The sequence below is a fragment of the Candidatus Eisenbacteria bacterium genome (assembly GCA_018831195.1).
In the GTDB taxonomy this organism is placed as follows: Bacteria; Eisenbacteria; RBG-16-71-46; order CAIMUX01; family JAHJDP01; genus JAHJDP01.
This window is the reverse complement of record JAHJDP010000099.1, coordinates 58,209-75,558: the sequence shown is the minus strand read 5'-3', so window position 1 is coordinate 75,558 and position 17,350 is coordinate 58,209. Positions and strand designations below refer to the sequence as shown.

The 17,350-nt window shown below is 53.3% G+C and carries 15 protein-coding genes; 7 read left to right on the top strand and 8 right to left on the bottom strand.

The genetic code is table 11. From position 1 onward, the window contains the following. Position 1 precedes the first annotated feature (1 nt). Positions 2–181 carry an Arc family DNA binding domain-containing protein gene (locus KJ970_17625; protein ID MBU2692740.1) on the top strand — a complete coding sequence of 60 codons (180 nt, stop codon included), beginning with the start codon at positions 2–4 and terminating at the stop codon, positions 179–181. Between the two features lie 14 nt (positions 182–195). Further along, a complete protein-coding gene (locus KJ970_17620; GenBank protein ID MBU2692739.1) occupies positions 196–1,116 on the top strand; it encodes a DMT family transporter in 921 nt (306 codons plus the stop codon). Positions 1,117–1,175: 59 nt separating this feature from the next. On the opposite strand, the gene KJ970_17615 is transcribed toward KJ970_17620, so the two are convergent. The 7 genes from KJ970_17615 to KJ970_17585 form a co-directional block, all read right to left on the bottom strand. Continuing rightward, on the bottom strand, positions 1,176–1,772 hold the full coding sequence (locus tag KJ970_17615; GenBank protein ID MBU2692738.1) for a hypothetical protein: 597 nt from the start codon (positions 1,770–1,772) through the stop codon (positions 1,176–1,178). 187 nt (positions 1,773–1,959) lie between these two features. Beyond that, positions 1,960–2,613, bottom strand: coding sequence for a TetR/AcrR family transcriptional regulator (locus KJ970_17610; protein ID MBU2692737.1), 654 nt, complete (start codon positions 2,611–2,613; stop codon positions 1,960–1,962). Continuing rightward, positions 2,613–3,968 carry an alanine racemase gene (locus tag KJ970_17605; protein ID MBU2692736.1) on the bottom strand — a complete coding sequence of 452 codons (1,356 nt, stop codon included), beginning with the start codon at positions 3,966–3,968 and terminating at the stop codon, positions 2,613–2,615. The genes KJ970_17610 and KJ970_17605 overlap by 1 nt, the downstream gene beginning before the upstream one ends. Next, on the bottom strand, positions 3,944–5,254 hold the full coding sequence (locus KJ970_17600; GenBank protein MBU2692735.1) for an ATP-grasp domain-containing protein: 1,311 nt from the start codon (positions 5,252–5,254) through the stop codon (positions 3,944–3,946). Before KJ970_17600 ends, KJ970_17605 begins: the two co-directional genes overlap by 25 nt. Then, positions 5,241–6,020 carry a GNAT family N-acetyltransferase gene (locus KJ970_17595; protein ID MBU2692734.1) on the bottom strand — a complete coding sequence of 260 codons (780 nt, stop codon included), beginning with the start codon at positions 6,018–6,020 and terminating at the stop codon, positions 5,241–5,243. The genes KJ970_17600 and KJ970_17595 overlap by 14 nt, the downstream gene beginning before the upstream one ends. A gap of 192 nt (positions 6,021–6,212) precedes the next feature. Then, complete coding sequence (locus KJ970_17590; protein MBU2692733.1) at positions 6,213–6,674, bottom strand: S-adenosylmethionine decarboxylase; 462 nt, start codon at positions 6,672–6,674, stop codon at positions 6,213–6,215. Positions 6,675–7,023: 349 nt separating this feature from the next. After that, positions 7,024–7,590, bottom strand: coding sequence for a hypothetical protein (locus tag KJ970_17585; GenBank protein ID MBU2692732.1), 567 nt, complete (start codon positions 7,588–7,590; stop codon positions 7,024–7,026). A gap of 246 nt (positions 7,591–7,836) precedes the next feature. On the opposite strand from KJ970_17585, the gene KJ970_17580 reads away from it, so the two are divergent. The 5 genes from KJ970_17580 to KJ970_17560 all read left to right on the top strand — a co-directional run bounded on the left by KJ970_17580 (position 7,837) and on the right by KJ970_17560 (position 15,635). Continuing rightward, positions 7,837–9,324, top strand: coding sequence for a sulfatase (locus KJ970_17580; protein ID MBU2692731.1), 1,488 nt, complete (start codon positions 7,837–7,839; stop codon positions 9,322–9,324). A gap of 84 nt (positions 9,325–9,408) precedes the next feature. After that, positions 9,409–10,812 (top strand): hypothetical protein, encoded by a 1,404-nt coding sequence (locus KJ970_17575; GenBank protein MBU2692730.1) that lies wholly within the window; start codon positions 9,409–9,411, stop codon positions 10,810–10,812. Positions 10,813–10,900: 88 nt separating this feature from the next. After that, complete coding sequence (locus tag KJ970_17570; protein ID MBU2692729.1) at positions 10,901–12,691, top strand: Na+:solute symporter; 1,791 nt, start codon at positions 10,901–10,903, stop codon at positions 12,689–12,691. Positions 12,692–12,704: 13 nt separating this feature from the next. After that, positions 12,705–14,477 (top strand): signal peptide peptidase SppA, encoded by a 1,773-nt coding sequence (sppA, locus tag KJ970_17565; protein ID MBU2692728.1) that lies wholly within the window; start codon positions 12,705–12,707, stop codon positions 14,475–14,477. Positions 14,478–14,741: 264 nt separating this feature from the next. Further along, on the top strand, positions 14,742–15,635 hold the full coding sequence (locus KJ970_17560) for a hypothetical protein (protein MBU2692727.1): 894 nt from the start codon (positions 14,742–14,744) through the stop codon (positions 15,633–15,635). 72 nt (positions 15,636–15,707) lie between these two features. On the opposite strand, the gene KJ970_17555 is transcribed toward KJ970_17560, so the two are convergent. Next, entirely contained in the window at positions 15,708–17,315 is a 1,608-nt protein-coding gene (locus KJ970_17555; GenBank protein MBU2692726.1) for a right-handed parallel beta-helix repeat-containing protein, read from the bottom strand. Between the last annotated feature and the right edge of the window lie 35 nt (positions 17,316–17,350).

Below are 17,350 nucleotides of genomic sequence, written 5' to 3'. Positions count from 1 at the left end.
CATGGCTCAGCGGAAAAAAATCCTACTACGGATGAGCCCTGCCCTGTGGGAAGAGCTGAACCGGTGGGCGGCGCAGGAATTTCGCAGCGTTAATGGACAGATCGAATTTCTGCTTCAACGCGCTGTCGATGAGCGGAGGAAGAAAGCGGGGGGACAGCGGGAAGAACGGCCTAAAACCTGATCACCCGCAAGCTGATGACAAAGAGCAATATCCGTATGGGATGGATCATCGGCGTTCTCCTGATCCAGCAGACCTTCGGCGCCCTCACCTTTCCCGCCGCCAAGATCGGCTTGGCGGCGATCGAACCTTTTACTTTCGCTTTCTACCGGTTTATGATCGCCTCGGTCATTCTCTTGACTATTGTACAATTCCGGCGTTTTGACATTCCCGTTACAAGAACAGATCTATGGCGGATCGCCGGATTGGGAATATTGATCATCCTCTTAAACCAGACAACCTATCTTGTCGGCCAATCGATGACAACAGCCGGTGACGGAGCCCTCCTCTTCGCCACAACCCCAATTTGGATCTGCGTCCTGGCCAGAATCTACCTCAAGGAAAAGCTGACTTGGCGGAGAAGCCTGGGTATCGGAATCGCCATTTGCGGTGTTGTCATTATTATTTTGCGGGGCGCGGTTGGATTTGGACCGGAGCACCTGCTGGGGGATTTGATTATTTTCGAATCGGTCCTCGCATGGGCCGCCTACTCTGTTCTCGGTAAGCCTCTGGTCATGAAATATGGAGCCATACGGGTCACGGCCTATGCCCTGACATTTGGAGCGATCAGCTATTTGCCCTTTGGCCTCTATCGAGCCATCACCTTCGATTACACGCCCGTTCCGATGAAAGCCTGGATCGCCCTGCTTTGGGTCGCTCTGGGGACATCCGTGATTTCATATCTTCTATGGTATTGGGTTCTCAAGCAAACGGAAGCCTCGCGTGTCGCGGCCTATCATAATGTACAACCGATCATCGCGGCGTCAGCCGCCTATTTCATTCTCGGCGAACCCCTCGGTATTCCCTTTGTTATTGGAGGGCTTATTGTATTGGTGGGTGTTCTCATAACAGAGCTCCGCCCCCACCGAAAAGGAACTATCCGGGCATTGCCCGAATGATGACCCCGGAAACGCATGCGCCAACAATTCGCTGGAAAGATCTTTCTTGTTGAACGGCCCTACCGATTCTTCCACATCAGGAGGCATTCCCGCATATCAACCGGTCCCATGCAGAAGCGGGATCTCTCATCCGTTCGATCAAACCAATCGATATCAATGGCCAAATTGGGAGATCTAGGCTTCCCGTTTTCGGCCAGTACCTCGACCACTCCACGAAGCCCCCGAACGGAGGTTCGATAATAGGGATCAAAGAAGAGGACTCGGTTTCCTTTGATTTCCAACGCCAGAATGAAATGCCATTCACCACGTCCCAAATGGATATTACACAAGGCAACCCCATCCGTTTGCAACGCCCTGATGATCCGGCTCTTGGGCTTCATGTGGATCGTATCCTGTCGGAGAAATTTGGTCGCCACGGAGAAATTTTTCGTTCTATAGGATGCAAGCCAATTCCCGAGGAGTTGCACGGCAAACTTGCTGGTTCCCGCTCTTCCCAAGCGATTTCCTCTGGTTACGGTATCAAGGCTGTACAGATAGATATGTTGGAGGACGATGGGTGGGACTTCCTTTCGATCGAATAGCTGCACTATGGCATTGATGAAAGTTATCGGAACGCAATCATATTCTGAGATCTGATACTGAAATTGAGTATTCATCGGTGTCACCCCAGATATAATTTCAAACTGTTTGAAATTCCTTGAAGCCGGACCCGGCATTGTCACCGCTCAGCAATATCAAAATTATCGTCAGCATAGGCGCAGGAATCAATAAAAACCGGTCTCGGAACGACTCAAGCCCGATTCCCCCGGGAGCCGGCTCAGTCGCATCCGAGGGCGAAACTCATCACCCATTCCCACCGCTTGAGATTTCTTGCTGTGTCGCCGTCGCAATGAACCGAACCAAACCGGTGACAAGGGCTTGTTGCATCGGCACCAATGCGTTTCCCACCTCGTCTTCAGGGGCGGCAATGACGGCAAATGAGTAGTAACCCGATACAAACCCGGCCACGGCGCAGGCGATCCGCCTCAGCGCGGCATCGGATAAAGGCTGATGGATGACCTCCGCAATGAGATTTTCGATGGTTTTCAAATACTCGATAAATGTCGTCTCAATACCCGCATATCCTTGTTCTAATGTGAGATCGGCTCGACCCTGATAAAATAGGACAAAGTCTTCCCAGCGGTTGCTGAAAAAAGCAATATGAACGCTGATGAGACGATTCAGAAGGAGTCCAAGATCCGTAATATCTTCACACTCCCGCCGCAAGTCGCTGCTCAGCTGGGCCAGCAGGATCCGGATGAGTTCACGGATCAACTTCTCTTTTGTTTGGAAATGATAATAGAAGGTCCCCTTGCCCACATCAGCCCGCTCCGTAATATCTCCGACATTAGTGAGATCCAGGCCTTTTTCGGCAAAAACCTGCCGGGCCGCTTCCATAAGCTTCTTGCGAGTTACCTGTGTCCGCCTTTGTTGGCGGGATTTCTTGAGCGCAATCATTACCGTTCTTCTTCTCGGGGTTTTACGGCATCAGCCCCCTCAATCCGCCCTTTTCGGAAAATCACCGATCGCGGAAGTGGTTTAATAAAATTCTGGCGCAGACTGTAAGTATAGGCGCCATGCGCCGGTATTAATAACAAATCTCCTTCTTGGATACCATCGCCGAAATAGGTCTCTCCCCAAATGTCATGGGGGCTGCATAATGACCCCATAATCCAGCAGATCTGTTCATTTAAACTCGGTCGGGACATGTTTATAATGGGAGCATAGTCGAAGTCACATCGCTCACGGCCTATGGCATTTGTACCACAATCGGTGATGATGAGATCCGGAGTTTTTACATCCACGACTCTCATGAGAATGTGCATGGCGTCCTGGCACAGCCACCGCCCGGGTTCGAGGTGAATGCTGCATTGAATCAGCGGAAATATTTCGCGTTCCAGCACCGATGCGATCTCCTCCGCGAAATGGCCGATCGGTGCGGCGGGGTAATTATAGTGAACCTTCGGAGATTCCGTTTCCAGTCGAAGGTGATGCGATAATTCTCCGGCGGACGTACCCCGGCTTTGATTCCAGTCCCCTTTCGCCGGCCAGAACCCCCCGCCAATATCTAAGAAGTCCAAGCCCCGGCGCAGGGCGGGGTCGAGATGATGGAGCACGGCCCCCAAACGCTGAAGAAATTTAACTTGGTTATCCGGCATGAGATTCCAGCTGGAGTGGAATTGCAGGCCGCGGATGGATACATTGCTCAATTTTCGCGCCTTGTTTAGAAAATCAGGCAATCGCTCCATGGGAATGCCGAATTTCCGCCAGGGACCGTTGCTCCCGACGGCGATCCGTACGCCGGCGACTACTTTTATATCCGCCCTGGCGGCCTCCTGCTGAAGACGATCGAGTTCCCCAAAACTATCCAACAGGACTGTGACTTTTTCAAATCGTGATACCGCCTGCGCTAATTCCTCCCGGGTCTTTCCGGGACCACTGAACATTATCCGGTCTGAGCCGCAAACCAGCGCCTGAAGCATTTCCGAACCACTTGATACATCCATTCCCAGCCCATTTCGAACCAGTGACTGCATTATACTTGGATGATTATTGCTCTTCAGGGCATAAAATATCTTGACATCATTAAGAAACGACTCGAACGCGCTTTTAAATTCATGAACCCGCTTTAGGAGCATATCCTCATCAATAATGTACAAAGGCGATCCATGCCGGCCGGCAGCTTCTAGGAATAACTCATTGAGTTCGACAAAGGGCGCAATATGCGCCTCTAAGCGCCTTTGTTGAAGTAGAGGCGGTTTCTCAGCAGCGATTCTATCAATCTGTGCTAGGAACTCAGAATCGGCGGGCATTGGGGCGCCTCCACCTCAACTATAACCTTGGATGACAACTCCCGGCATTCTTCTTCGATATTTTGACTCCCAGGTTCAAATATAACATATCCCAAGAGCCATGAATCGAGGTTCTCCGGTGGAAGAACAATGAGATGCCCGGGATTGAAACGAAACGAAACTTCACGAACCCGGGGGTCCGCTTGAATCCGGCTTGCATCTAAACGGCGCAGACAGCCCGGAGTTGAAGAGAAAATTCGAACGGCCACCATCCTCTTCCACTCACTGAGTGGAGGGATCGCGGGCCTGCGCCCGCGTGAAAAATCAAGAGCGGCGGCGACCATATCGAAACCGCTGCTCCTAAAAATCAATTGCGGCAGGCAATCGCCGCCTGGACGCGGCGTCATCTCAAGAAAACAAATCTTGCCGTCTTTAAAAAAGAAATCGATCATGCCCATCGTCCTGTTTAAGTCAAGAGCATGCGCCGCATTCGCGATCTCGTTTTTAAAGGTCTTTAGTGATATCCCCTCCGGCAAATCAGCGGGGATAATGTAGGATTGGGTGATACCGAATACTTTTCCAGGATACTTTATCTTTTTTGCTATACGTATAATATCGACATCGCCATTATCCAGAATGAAATCACAGCTGTATTCCTCTCCCTGTATGAATTCTTCAACAGAGAAGATTTCTCTCGGATTGTGCAATACGCCCCCTATTAAGATAGGCGCATACATCCTGACATCATGATGGCTTTTTAAGGACTCCTTTAATAAATTGAAATTGCGCCGGCAGTCTTTTTCATTGTGGCACAGAAATGTCAATTCGCTCCCGCTGCCGGTCAGGGGCTTTAAAACCACCGCTCCTCCAACACCTCGGTAAAAGGAAACCGCCCCCATGGCCGATCGGATAAGGCCGGCCTTCGGACCTGACACGCCGGCATCCCGCCAGAGCTGTTTCGTTTTTGTCTTGCTGCGGCAAGATGCGACAGCTTGGATTCCAGGAAATGGAAGCTCACAGCTTTGGGCGATTCTCGCCGCGACGTGCATGGACTCGCAATCGAAACAAACAACCCCTGACAAAATCATCTTGGGATTGTCGAGATACTTGTTTAGGGACAGAATGACTTTTTCAACATCGAGAAGATCGCAAACGAGCTCTTGGGCGCCGAGGGGCAAAGGCTCCCGGTTCTTTTGCCTTTCCCGAACATCCGTCAAAAAAAGACACTCACCCGGCCGGATCTTCTCGATATATTTTATATAGTCAGTCGTCGTACCGACAACCAAGAGCCGTTTATGCGCTGACAATCCACGACTCCTTTTCAACAGGACGAGCCGATCCTTTCAATGACATCGAAGCTTGATTTGCGAATCGATAAAGAGGACGCGGTTCAAGATGGAAAAGAGTCTTCCAGGAGAATGCTCCGCAAAGAAAATCAACATCGCGCATGCGTTCTTCACACGCCGTTCGGATATGATGCATGTTGATGACCTTTGCGATTCCCGGATAATCCTGATGCGTCCCCCCGGCCAGCAATGTATATGTTCCATTATAAATGCAGCCGAGATCAATAGCCACCGGCTGGTTATCCATTATGACCGTTGTGAGGCGAAGCCAGCCGTTCCGATTCAACAGATCCAACAGATCGGCGAAGCTGTTTGAAAATCTAACATCATAAAAATAGGATGAGGACCCATATCTTGAGATATTCATCCCAATCAGATGATCAAAATCAGCCAGGTGGTTCACCCGCAAACTGAACCCACGCTCATCAAAATTCGCCAGCTCTTTCGCGAGACGCTTCATCGATTTGTGGGAGAACTCCTGGAGATAGTTATCCAGGTTATATCCATACTTTTCAGGGACGAAATGGTACCCATGGTCATCAATCTCCATGGGCTCATCGAATCCCATGCCACCGGGAACCAGGTAGCGGATATCACAGGCGCCGAAGGAGGCCTGTGAGATTTCTGGAAGAAAGGGATGCATTCGAGGTAATCGGTTTCCCTCGAGCCAGGTTCTCCCTTCCCATGCCTCCCCCGGGAAATAGGCATAGGATTGGTTTTCCTCCACCCAGCAGAGTGGAAGAAGAGAGACGACCCGTTTTCCCTTTTTTTCAGCGAAAAAGTGGAGAGGCCTCTGAAAGTGAGAATGAAAACAATGTCTCACTTCCCATAGATCCCATATTGACTCCCGGGGAATCAATGCATCCCACAACCGGCGGCACTCCCCAATATCCGTTGTTTTGTGGATTGATGGCACGGCCTAAAGCCTCTCCGTTGAATGAGTGATGCATCGCTCGCCCTTGAAGAAATTCGTGGCGAATTCTGCAACAATGTCCGGGTCATAGAGTTTGCAGCTAAAGACATCTAAATAAACGGCATTCGTTTGATTCGCAAAGTGGGCCGAAATTAAGGACGTTTCTATCAACTGCACCATTGAATATCCAGCGACTCTTTCGTCTTCGCCGAAATGAACGACCAGAGTCTCGCCAAACCGGCGCATCTCGATCAGTTCGCACAGCTCCACGACGAATCGGCGGATTTCTTCTGCATTGCGGATTGTCGAAGGATCGCAATTATAGATATCTATGCTCGTGGCCAATCCCCAGCTAGGGGAAGGCCCCTCTTCAGGAGTGGTGTTCGCACTTATTGGATCGAGGGCAGAATGAACGATACGACGAGTTCTGGATCGTAGCGCTTGATTCAATGCCGTCTTTTTTCTCATTCCAATTTCTCCTCTTCAAGGCCAAAACAGCCAGAATGAGTGATTTGGTCCTATGAATGACCCACCTGTCAGAAATCCAGCTGAACCGTGAGGTTCCAGCTGGATTGCCATCTGATTCCGTCGCCGATTAGAGTTCCTTGCCTGAAGTCAATCAAACTGATTCAAGCGACGATATTGACACTATCGTCAGTTTCGCCCAAATGGTCAAGTATTTTTTTTCACCGCGGCCGGGGGGGCAATGCAGACCCAAGATCTCCTATTCGATTATCTAACAAGGGATTGCGGAAATTTTTGGGATCAGATGACAGAGCGGAGAGGAAAAAGATATAAAAATAAATTTTATCGCGCGTTATTTCTTCTTAAAAACGGCACGCCAGCCAGTCATATGAGGTATCGGCAGAACGCTGCTGCTGTCGCTAACCCGTTCCACGATATAATTCATCTCCATATCTATCTCCCTGGCAGCCCTAAGGATGGAGCCGACCTCCCGGCGGGAGCAGATGATATTAAGCAACACCCTGGGGCCGTCCCGCCCTTCGCCATTGAATGTGGTCAGGGTATGTCCAATAGATCTGAGCTTTTCGGCGATCTCCCCCCCCCGATTCACAGAAATAATTCGCAATTCGCAGGTGCCCAAGGCCATCTTCCTTTCAATGAAGATCCCAACGGCGTTTCCCACGGCGAATCCCCCCGCATAGGCCAAGAGCAGATAGGGTTGCTGCCTGACATGGGAAAAAACCTGCGATATCGCCGTGATCCAGATAAGAACTTCGAAGAATCCAAGAAGAACCGAAAAGCGTATCCGTCCTTGTACAACAAAGATCGTTCGGAGTGTTCCGATGGAGACATCAGTGATCCGCAGGCAAAAAATGCTGAGGGCCAAGACCCACACCGGTAGGGTGTCTATAAAGGGCATTCGGGATTCCTTGCTGCTCTAAAAACCGCGATCAGGACTCAAAAAAGATTGTTGAGTCCCCAGCGATGGATTCGCCTGGGGATCGGCGGACGCTATCAGATCGACCCGATAGATTCAAGAGAGGTAGGATCAAGATTCGCAGGCGCGGCCATGAAAATACCCTATTTGAGGTTGGCCTCGCAAAATTCCAGTCTGAGAGTTATGCTTAAATGGATTAAGGGCCGGTCCGCAGGAGAATTCGATCCGATGAGATATTCCCTTACACATTCGTTTCGTCACCCACAGTTTAATCTTCGCCGCCATCGTACACTGCAATACCTCTTGCTGGCCTGTGTGTGCTGCATCCTCTCTTCGACATTGCTGGGCTGCGGCCAAAAATCCTCAAGACCGAATATTATCCTCTTTGTCCTCGATACCGTCCGGCGGGACGCCACCGGTCTTGGTTCTGAGAATAGCCGCTGGCAAAACCTCACCCCCCATCTCGATCGCCTGGCGGCTGAGGGCACGGCCTATCCCCATGCATGGGCCACGGCCCCTTGGACCGTTCCCTCCCATGCCTCCATCTTTACCGGGCTCCTCCCTCTGACACACGGTTGTATCGCCAAGCATCCCCAGCTCGGCAAGGTCGGCCCGACATCGGCCGAGTTATTGGCGGATGCCGGATATGCGACCGCCGCCTTCTTCAGCAACCCCTGGCTTACCGACCGCACGACGGGCCTGCTTCGGGGATTCGAGTTACGGCAGGAAACCCCCATCGGAGGATTGACGAAGTTAACCGGCGACGAAGGGGATCAGGGCGGACGCCAAATCATCCGCAATGCGGCCCATTGGCTGCACAATCGAAATAAGAGTGAGCCGTTCTTTGTTTTTGTTAACATTCTCGAAGCGCATATGCCCTACGATCCGCCGGCTGATTATCGCAAGAGATATCTGCCGCATCTTCCCGAGGATGCGGGTGTACCCATCGCCTGGGCCCATGAGTACAACGCCGAGCTGCATCCTGATGATACGGTTGACTGGCAGGCCATTTGGGACCTTTATGCCGGCGATGTCAACTATGCCGATTGGTTGTTGGGCGAATTGATCAATATCCTCAAGCAGATGAACTTGTATGAAGAGACCGTTCTCATCATCACCTCGGACCATGGCGAAAATCTCGGTGAGCATCGATTGGTGGAGCACCAATTTTCAATCCATGAAACGCTGCTGGCCGTTCCCCTTGTCATTCATGCCCCGGAATCGACCCTGCCGCATGGGATTCGGCTTGAGCCGGTCATGCTCACCGATCTCTATCCGACGATCTTGGATCTCGCCGGTATCTCCTACGCGTCGCTCCCATCCCAGGGATTGTCTTTGCTGAAAGATCATGCCTCCCGAACAGAAGAACGCCCCCTCTTCGCCGACTATTCCGATCCCAGCCGTGTTCTTTTAAAAATGTTGCAGGATCTAAACCCCTCGCTTGATATGCGGCGGTTCACGCCCGCCTGGAGAACGGTCCGTGTTGGAAATCTGCGGCTGACCGCGGGTAGCGACGGAACCATCCTGTTGCACAATCTCGAAAGCGACCCCGGGCAGAAGAACAATCTCGCCGGATCGCAACCCGGCTCCGTCCGGCTCCTCGCCAATATCCTCCAAAAGGCCGAATCCGCAAAGCGTGAGGAGATCCATGAAGAAGAGCTGCAGCTCGATCCCCAAACCCGCGAGCAATTGAGGTCTCTGGGGTATATCCGCTGACCCGATCCGCGGCCTCTAAAACTCTTGAAATTCGATTGAGACAGATTGAAACTCGCACGAAATCCACCAGGGAGGGTTGCTATCGTGAAATCACCAGATTTTGAAACCCGCCGCCCGCGCGCCTTCGAAGAGCCGATCATCTGGGATAGCAGCCGTGCGCCGAGGATGTGGGAGAAAGATGGGATGCAGGAACTCCATCCCGCACACCGCTGCGCTATCTTTACAGTTCATGGAATCGGACAGCAACACTGGGCTGAAACCGCCGCCGGCCTCCGCGCGGGCTTTGAAGACGCCCTTGAAGAAATATACAAGTGGCAGGAGGGTGAGAACGCAAAGGCCGCGAAGGGTGAAAGCGCAAGGAAGGATGCAACATTAAGGACCGCGGCTCTTCCCTATGACCTCAATCAGATAAAAAAACTTCCCTCACCCTATATCTATGAGGGCTACTGGGCTGATTATGCCGACCTCAAAGCGACATTCCCTACGGAATGCCGGGATATGAGCGATAAAGAGCGCGATTTTTTCGAACAACTCTGGGGCAAACGCCCCGTCTCTTCCTCGCGAACTTTGATCTGGTTTCTGCGCCGGCAATTCTCACTTCTGCATCCTCGCAATATACCGAAGGTTGGAGCGGCCTATCTGCTCTACATCCCGCTGCAGATTGTCGCCACCGTGACCCTGTTCTTCGCCTGGCTGCGCCGGCCGGCGATTATCAAGGGATTCTTGGCCGATGTCCGGCTCTACTGCGATCCCCAGGGAGAAATTGAAAAAGCGATTGTACAACGGATCGATCGCAGGGTCGGTTCTGAGTTTCTAAAAATGCTCAATCTCGACTGGGAATTTCGTGAACTCCCGTGGCCGGAACGCATTTCCCGTTCCGGGAAGCTGGTGGACTTCAACCGGATCATCTGGGTCGCCCACAGCTTGGGAACGGTGATCAGCTACAATGTTCTGTCGGATCTTTTTCTGCACGCGAAGAACATCAAAGTAAATGGAGATGACGAGCAGATCCGCGGCGTGGATCGCTTGCATGACTCGCTGCGCCGGTTCGTCACCCTTGGGAGCCCGCTTGATAAGATCGCCTTTCTATTCGGCCGAAAGACCCTGCGTCCCTGGCCGAAGGAGCAACGAAACGGATCGGATGATGAATGGTGGATCAATTTCTACCATGTGCTGGATCCCGTATCCGGCGTTCTCTCTTCGGACCTGATCAGCCATAACGACCCACCGGCGAACTTCCATATTCGGTCATGTTGGATACCGGGTTTGGCCCATCTCGCCTATTGGAAAGACAGCCGCTCCCTTCGTTTCATCCTCGGCCGCACCTATGGTGCGGAAAACCTGCCGGACAAGGATTTCAATCCTTGGCCCGATTGGAAGAAGAACTTTCTGGCCATACTGGCCTATTTTGTCTGGCTGGGCTTCTTGCTGGGAATAACAGCGGGATTCTTCTTTGTGGTGGAGATGCTGATTCGGACAATCTTCTAGCGACAGGAGGGATCCATGAAGCGCGCTCCTCTGTATCCGGCAAGAGGTTTCCCTTTATCAGATCCTCCCGCCGTTATTTAATGCCATCATGAATCTTGTTACCCTGGATTGGCTCATCCTGGCCCTCTACGCCATCCTCGTTTTGGGCATTGGGATCTTCTACTCACGCAGGGCCTCGAGAAACACCGAGGAGTTCTTTCTCTCAGGCCGGCAGCTTCCCTGGTGGATTGCCGGGACCTCGATGGTGGCGACAACCTTCGCCGCCGATACCCCCCTCGTCGTGACAGCCTATGTCCGGTCCGGTGGCGTGACCGCCAACTGGATCTGGTTCAATTTCGCCATCAGCCACGCCCTCACGACCTTCTTCCTCGCCGCCCTCTGGCGCCGCGCACGGGTTGTAACCGATGTGGAGTTCTGTGAACTCCGTTATGGCTCCGGCGAGGGGGCTTTTCTCCGCGGCTTCAAGGGGGGCTTCTACTCCTTTGTGACCAACAGCGTCGTCCTTGGCTGGGTGATTCTCGCCATGGCGACCATTTCCGAAGAGGTGCTGGGATTCCCAAAACTCCTAACGATCGGCGCCTGCATCCTCCTCGCAACGGTCTACGCCTCCCTCTCGGGCTTGTGGGGGGTCGTGATGACCGATCTCTTCCAGTTCTGCACCGCGATGCTGGGATCGATCCTCCTGATGGTTCTCGCCATCGATCATGTCGGGGGACTCAGCGGTTTCGCCAAACTCATTCCCTCACTGATGGATTCATCGGGCGAACCGGCTATGCGGATGATGCCCCCGGTCTTCCGCGGCCCCGGCGCGGCGAAAGGCGTTTTTTGGGGATTTATCGTGGCGATATCAATCCAGTGGTGGTCCTGGAAGTATTCCGATGGAGGTGGCGTGCTGATTCAGAGGATGTCGGCCTCCAAAAATGAGCGCCACGCAACCCTATCCATGCTCTGGTTCTCATTCCTCAATTATGCGGTGCGACCATGGCCCTGGTTTGTCGTCGCGCTCGTTTCCATCGCCGTCTTTCCCGATCTGACCGATCACAAGGCGGCTTACCCCAAGATGATGTCAACCTTCCTCGGTCCGGGTTGGCTGGGGCTGATGTTCGCCGCGATGCTGGCCGCCTTCATGTCGACGATCGACACCCATATGAATCTGGCCTCGTCCTATTTCGTGAACGACATCTACCGCCGTTTCATGAAGCGAAACGCCTCGGAACGCCATTACCTCTGGATCAGCAGGGCATCCGGTTTGGGATTTCTTATCATTGGATCGCTGATCGCTCTTTTTAACACCTCGATCCGCGGTCTCTTTGAGTTTCTGCTCCAGCTCGTCTCGGGCGCCGGGGCGGTCTTTCTCTTCAGATGGTTCTGGTGGCGTCTGAATGCCTGGAGTGAGCTGTCGGCGATGATCTCGAGTCTCACCGTCGCCACGTTGCTGAATCTATCCAATCGCTGGGGATGGATCGGCCACACCTTCGCTTCGCACGAAATCATGGCGATCAACGTCTTTCTCTCGGGGCTTGTTTGGCTGACTGTCTCGTATCTGACCAAACCGACCCCATGGCCTGTGCTGGAGGCTTTCTACAAGCGGACCCGGCCGCCCGGGCTCTGGCGACCTGTGAGAGGGCGTTTTAGGAAAGCTGAAACAGACGATTCATCGGATTCGTATACCAATGTACGCCATTTCCCGACCCGACAGAGATGGGAAGGGGTCTTATTGGCCCTGATTCTCATCTATGGCGCGCTGTTCGGCTTGGGGCATATCCTCTATGGACATTTCCTTCGGGGAGGGCTTCTCTGTCTATTGGGAGTCGCATCGTTTCTTAGAATAAGGAAGATTCCAGCGCTTTCCGGCAACGGCCAACATTCTGGGAATTGAGAAGGGGGTTCTCATGAAGTCATTCTTCCGCACGTTCTTTGCGGTTATCCTTGCATCGTTGTTTCTCACCTTTTGGGGCATCGTCCTCCTCTTCATCTTTGCGGCGATGATCACATCGGAAACGGTGCAGGTGCACAAAAACACCTATCTGATCCAGACTCTTTCCGGTGAGATTCCCGAATATTACCCATCGACGGCGCTGCCGATTATTGGAGACAAGCACAATCATCTGACCGCGATTCTGGAGAACCTCGAAAAAGCGCGGGTTGATGATCGAATCCGGGGCGTCATTCTGCAGGTGGGCGGATCGGATCTCGGATTCGCCAAGAAAGACGAAATAAGACTGCGCATCAAACAGCTTCAGGAGGCGGGAAAGCCGGTCTATGCCTATTCCCGGTTCCTCACATCAGGGAACTACTATATGATCTCCGGTTGCGATTCGATCCTCTTACCCCCGGAAGGTGTGTTGGAGATCAAGGGCCTGGCCGCCGAAGCGATGCATTTCAAGGGCACCCTCGATGCCATCGGCGTTAAGGCCAATCTGGATCGGATAGCGGAGTATAAGGCCGCGGCGGAACCTTTCCTCATGGATAAGATGTCGGATGCCTACCGCGAGAATCTCACCTGGCTGCTCGAGGCATTGTTCAATGACATGGTCGGCACGATCGCCGATAACCGCGGCGTCACCAGGAACCGCGTTCTGGAGCTCATGAGTACAGCATTGTTTAACGCGCCTCAGGCCTATGAAGATGGGCTGCTCGACGCGGTCGTTTATTGGGACGATCTGGAGGAGATCCTGGGCGATGACGGCAAATGGAAAACCATCTCAGGCGACGACTACGCAACCGTAAAGCGCTCCGAACTGGGCCTCACCGGCAAGAAGCGCATCGCCGTCGTCCACGCCCAGGGCGTGATCGCCGGTGGGGAGGATGGGTATGTCCTTCCGTTCGGTCTGAAAATGGGCGCCGCATCGGTAACAAAGGTCCTCAAGAGCATCCAGGAAGACAGGGGAATCGCCGGCGTCATTCTCCGCATCGACAGCGGCGGCGGGGAATCAATCGCCAGCGATGATATCGGCCATGCCCTCTTTCGTCTGGATGAGAAGAAGCCCTCGGTCGTCTCGATGGTCGATGTCGCCGCATCCGGCGGCTATATGATTGCTTACCAGTGCAGCACCGTCGTTGCGATGCCGCACACGATCACCGGTTCCATCGGCTCCATCACCGGAAAATTCAATGTCCGTGGTCTGTATAACAAGCTCGGCATCACAAAAGATTTTTTGACGATCGGGCCCATGGCCGATCTCTTTTCCGATTACCGTGATTTTTCTGAGGAAGAATGGGAGATCATCCGGTCACACCACTACAAATCATATGAGGATTGGGTCCGGCGGATCGCCGCGGCCCGGAATCTTGATTTCGCCGTGATGGACACCCTTTGCAAAGGACGCGTCTGGACTGGAAAGCAAGCGCTCGATCGCAAGCTGGTTGACCATCTTGGCGGATTGGATGTCGCCCTGGCCCTCGTTAAAGAAAAGGCCGGTATACCGGTCAACGAAGAGGTCAAGATCGAGCATTTTCCAAAACCAAAATCGTTCATCGAAAGGATCCTCGAGGAAGGCGATATGGCTGCAGGTGCTGTTCCTGCGCTGCTGAAAATAGCGGCCGGGTTCCTCACCGGTGATGCGACGCCAAATAGATCGCTGCCCCTGATGACGCGGAGCGGACAGGTCGAATGGGTCGATCCCGCCATTCTCGAGGGCGCCTTTCTTTGGAGGATTCGTTAGCTGTTTTTAGGAAGACTCGTTAGCCGGTCTTTGGAAGAAATGCCATCCGGCATGAAGTCAATCGTTGAAATGAACGCCTGGATCCGTTCTTATATCTAAGCCGGTCGGGTCCGGGTGGGTGGCGCAGCGAAGGGGTCCCTCCTTCCACTGATGTGAGCAAGGAGGCCTGACGCAGGAGCTTAGAGGGCTCCCCGGACCGGCCGGCAAGAGACAGTGACGCAGAGGGGCAGCGGAACCACGATTTGGTATGAGGAAGACGTGGACATGTTGCACAAAGCAAGCTCTGCCCTATTTCTCATTCTTTTCGCTATCCTTATTCTGATTTTCGCCGGCGGATGTGCGGGTCCACAGCGGCGTGGAGGAAGCTTATCCGACGCTGCGGATCAGGCTGCGAAGAAACCGGAGAAGCAAAGAGCTATCCGTCAAATCACGGCCGATGAATCCGATGAGGATGAAGATGAGGACGAGGCGATCCTCGGCGATTTCTTGGGTGCAGACGCCGGCGCCGAGTCCATAAGCGCCGGGGAGTCCGCAGCCGGCGGTGATTCAGCCGCAATGATGCGTGGTGATCTCAGCCTCTCGGGCGAACTCCATAGAAACTCAGGTCCGGATCGGAATGGCATCGACTTCGGATTCTTCTATACAAATCCCTCAGGCCACCAGAGTGATGGATTTCACGGTCTTTATATCCGCTACAGCGCCCGCCCCCAGCCCCGAATCAGGGCGGCCGGCGGTTTTTACTACGGGGATCATACAAAGGGAACGATGTTGGGGCATGCGGATGGGATCAGCTCCCCAAGCGAATTCGGTTTGGATGCGACCGGGCGCTTCTATTTAACTGAGGATCATACCTTTATGGGGTTGTACTGTCTCGTCGGTTTTCGGTGGGGATTGATGACATTTTCCTTCACCAACCCGATTACGGTTATCGAAGGCGGAGACTCCAGAAAAATCAAGGGCGACCGGCTTCAAATTTATACCCTCTGCGCGGGAATGGGCGCGACTTTCCTGCAGACCAGATTTATACATCTCGGCGCCAATATCACCGGAGGCTTCCGTCTGGGTAACGGCGTAACACAGGAAGGATTCGACAACGATCTATTCCCACCCGTCGGATATATACAATTCGCCTTGGAGACAAGCATCATCCCCTGGTAGGCATGACGGGAATGCCGGAGATGACAGGGAAGATCGCCGAAGTAAAAAAGGTTCGCTAACCGGTTATCCTGATCAGCGCAGATAGAGCAAAGACCTGGATAAGGAAATCCCATCTTCCGTTCTGACGACGAGATGATACCGCCCTGAAGAGACGCGGGCGCCGGATGCGTTGCGCCCATCCCAAACCCAGCGCACCGACCCGGCGGGATACAATTCTGATCCCAACGAACGGATTCTCCGCCCCGAGGGGTCGACGATGAAGGCGTCGAGGCGCATACCGACCGGCAGGTCCAGGGATACAAGCGCCTGGCGATGGAACGGATTCGGTGACGGATGTCCTAAATGCAGGCGCGTCTGCCGCCCTTCCGGCGCCGGCGCATCCGATGAGCCGGGCTGGAACTCATGACACCCGATGTCATAGTATGTATAGGTTCCGGAGCCGGTGTTCGGGACATTGGGATTATCCCAGCGGGCATGCCCTTCGATATCGGTCACGGGTGAATCACCCGACACACCGGCATCAATGCAAGGCGAATAATTCAGCAGTTTAAACACCCCCGACTCGGGGTTGGCAAAGAGCGGGTCGGCGTTGATATTGCCCGCTCCGGCCTGCAGGGTATCCCCTTGAATGTCGCAAAAGACCGCGAATAAATCGCTATATTCATCTAATGTATAACTTGTCGTATTGCCCCAGAGAATCGTGTTCCGCAGAACACCGATGCCTCCGCCGTTGCCGGGGGCGTTTTCATAAAGCCTGATGCCGATGCCATTGTCGGCGATCGTCGTGTTGATAATAGTGATGTTGGAGCTCTGTTTGATTTCCATGCCCTTGGTGGAATCGTAGATCAGGTTGTTCTCAAGACGCAGACCCGATTCATCCCCGGCAAAGGTCATGCCGCAATCCCCCGCCCCGCTTACAATATTCCGGGCGACAAGCCCGGTCGATCCGTCGCAATCGATGCCGTCATCATAGGTGTTGTAGACGCGATTATCGAGAACGTGGATGTCCGATCCGTCGATATTGAGGCCGTCATCGATCATATCATGGATCGTATTTCCCACGATGTAGCCGTAGCACCAATACCGGATGCTGCAGCCGACATCCCCGATGTTATGAATATGATTATTCTGCAGTGATAAACCTGCGCCCACCGCGAGAAGAGCGCACTGCAAGCCGTCATATATTTCACAATTTATTATTGTTATAGATCCATAACGAATACCGAGCATCCCCCGATCGACCCAGCCCCAATCAATTCCCTGCCCGCCGTGGATGATGCAGTGATCAAAAACAAAGTCGCCGGTCGGATCGTCCGCCGCAATGGTCTGCCAGGGTAAATGAGAGTAGAGCCGTGTAAACTCGATCGGCTCACCGGCCGTGCCCAGGGCCATCAGGCCCCCCAGGACAAGGATTTCGGTGCTGTTTCCCAAACGAATCGTGCTGCCCCGTTCAATCGTCAGGGTGGCGTTTGGTGCGACGACGAGTGAATTGATAAGCTCAACATCGCTGTGGGCCACCCAGGTCGTATTAACCCAAAGCGTGTCGGGATCGGCCTCGACCGCGAGGGAACCGGCAAGGAGGATCACGAGGGAGAGCAAGAGCTGCATTATCAATCGACTGCCAGAATATCGCGTTGGGAAAAGACCTTTGGCGTGCTGTACAGCAACAGGTTGTGGCATTATCTGTCTCCCAAGGCGTCATGCCGACCCATGTT

Bases quoted from the DNA above. Each gene is read 5' to 3' on its own strand.
- KJ970_17615 (MBU2692738.1), bottom strand. From the start codon at position 1,772: ATGAATACTCAATTTCAGTATCAGATCTCAGAATATGATTGCGTTCCG.
- KJ970_17590 (MBU2692733.1), bottom strand. From the start codon at position 6,674: ATGAGAAAAAAGACGGCATTGAATCAAGCGCTACGATCCAGAACTCGT.
- KJ970_17605 (MBU2692736.1), bottom strand. From the start codon at position 3,968: ATGCCCGCCGATTCTGAGTTCCTAGCACAGATTGATAGAATCGCTGCT.
- sppA (MBU2692728.1), top strand. From the start codon at position 12,705: ATGAAGTCATTCTTCCGCACGTTCTTTGCGGTTATCCTTGCATCGTTG.
- KJ970_17610 (MBU2692737.1), bottom strand. From the start codon at position 2,613: ATGATTGCGCTCAAGAAATCCCGCCAACAAAGGCGGACACAGGTAACT.
- KJ970_17560 (MBU2692727.1), top strand. From the start codon at position 14,742: ATGTTGCACAAAGCAAGCTCTGCCCTATTTCTCATTCTTTTCGCTATC.
- KJ970_17585 (MBU2692732.1), bottom strand. From the start codon at position 7,590: ATGCCCTTTATAGACACCCTACCGGTGTGGGTCTTGGCCCTCAGCATT.
- KJ970_17555 (MBU2692726.1), bottom strand. From the start codon at position 17,315: ATGCCACAACCTGTTGCTGTACAGCACGCCAAAGGTCTTTTCCCAACG.
- KJ970_17625 (MBU2692740.1), top strand. From the start codon at position 2: ATGGCTCAGCGGAAAAAAATCCTACTACGGATGAGCCCTGCCCTGTGG.
- KJ970_17580 (MBU2692731.1), top strand. From the start codon at position 7,837: ATGAGATATTCCCTTACACATTCGTTTCGTCACCCACAGTTTAATCTT.
- KJ970_17570 (MBU2692729.1), top strand. From the start codon at position 10,901: ATGAATCTTGTTACCCTGGATTGGCTCATCCTGGCCCTCTACGCCATC.
- KJ970_17620 (MBU2692739.1), top strand. From the start codon at position 196: ATGACAAAGAGCAATATCCGTATGGGATGGATCATCGGCGTTCTCCTG.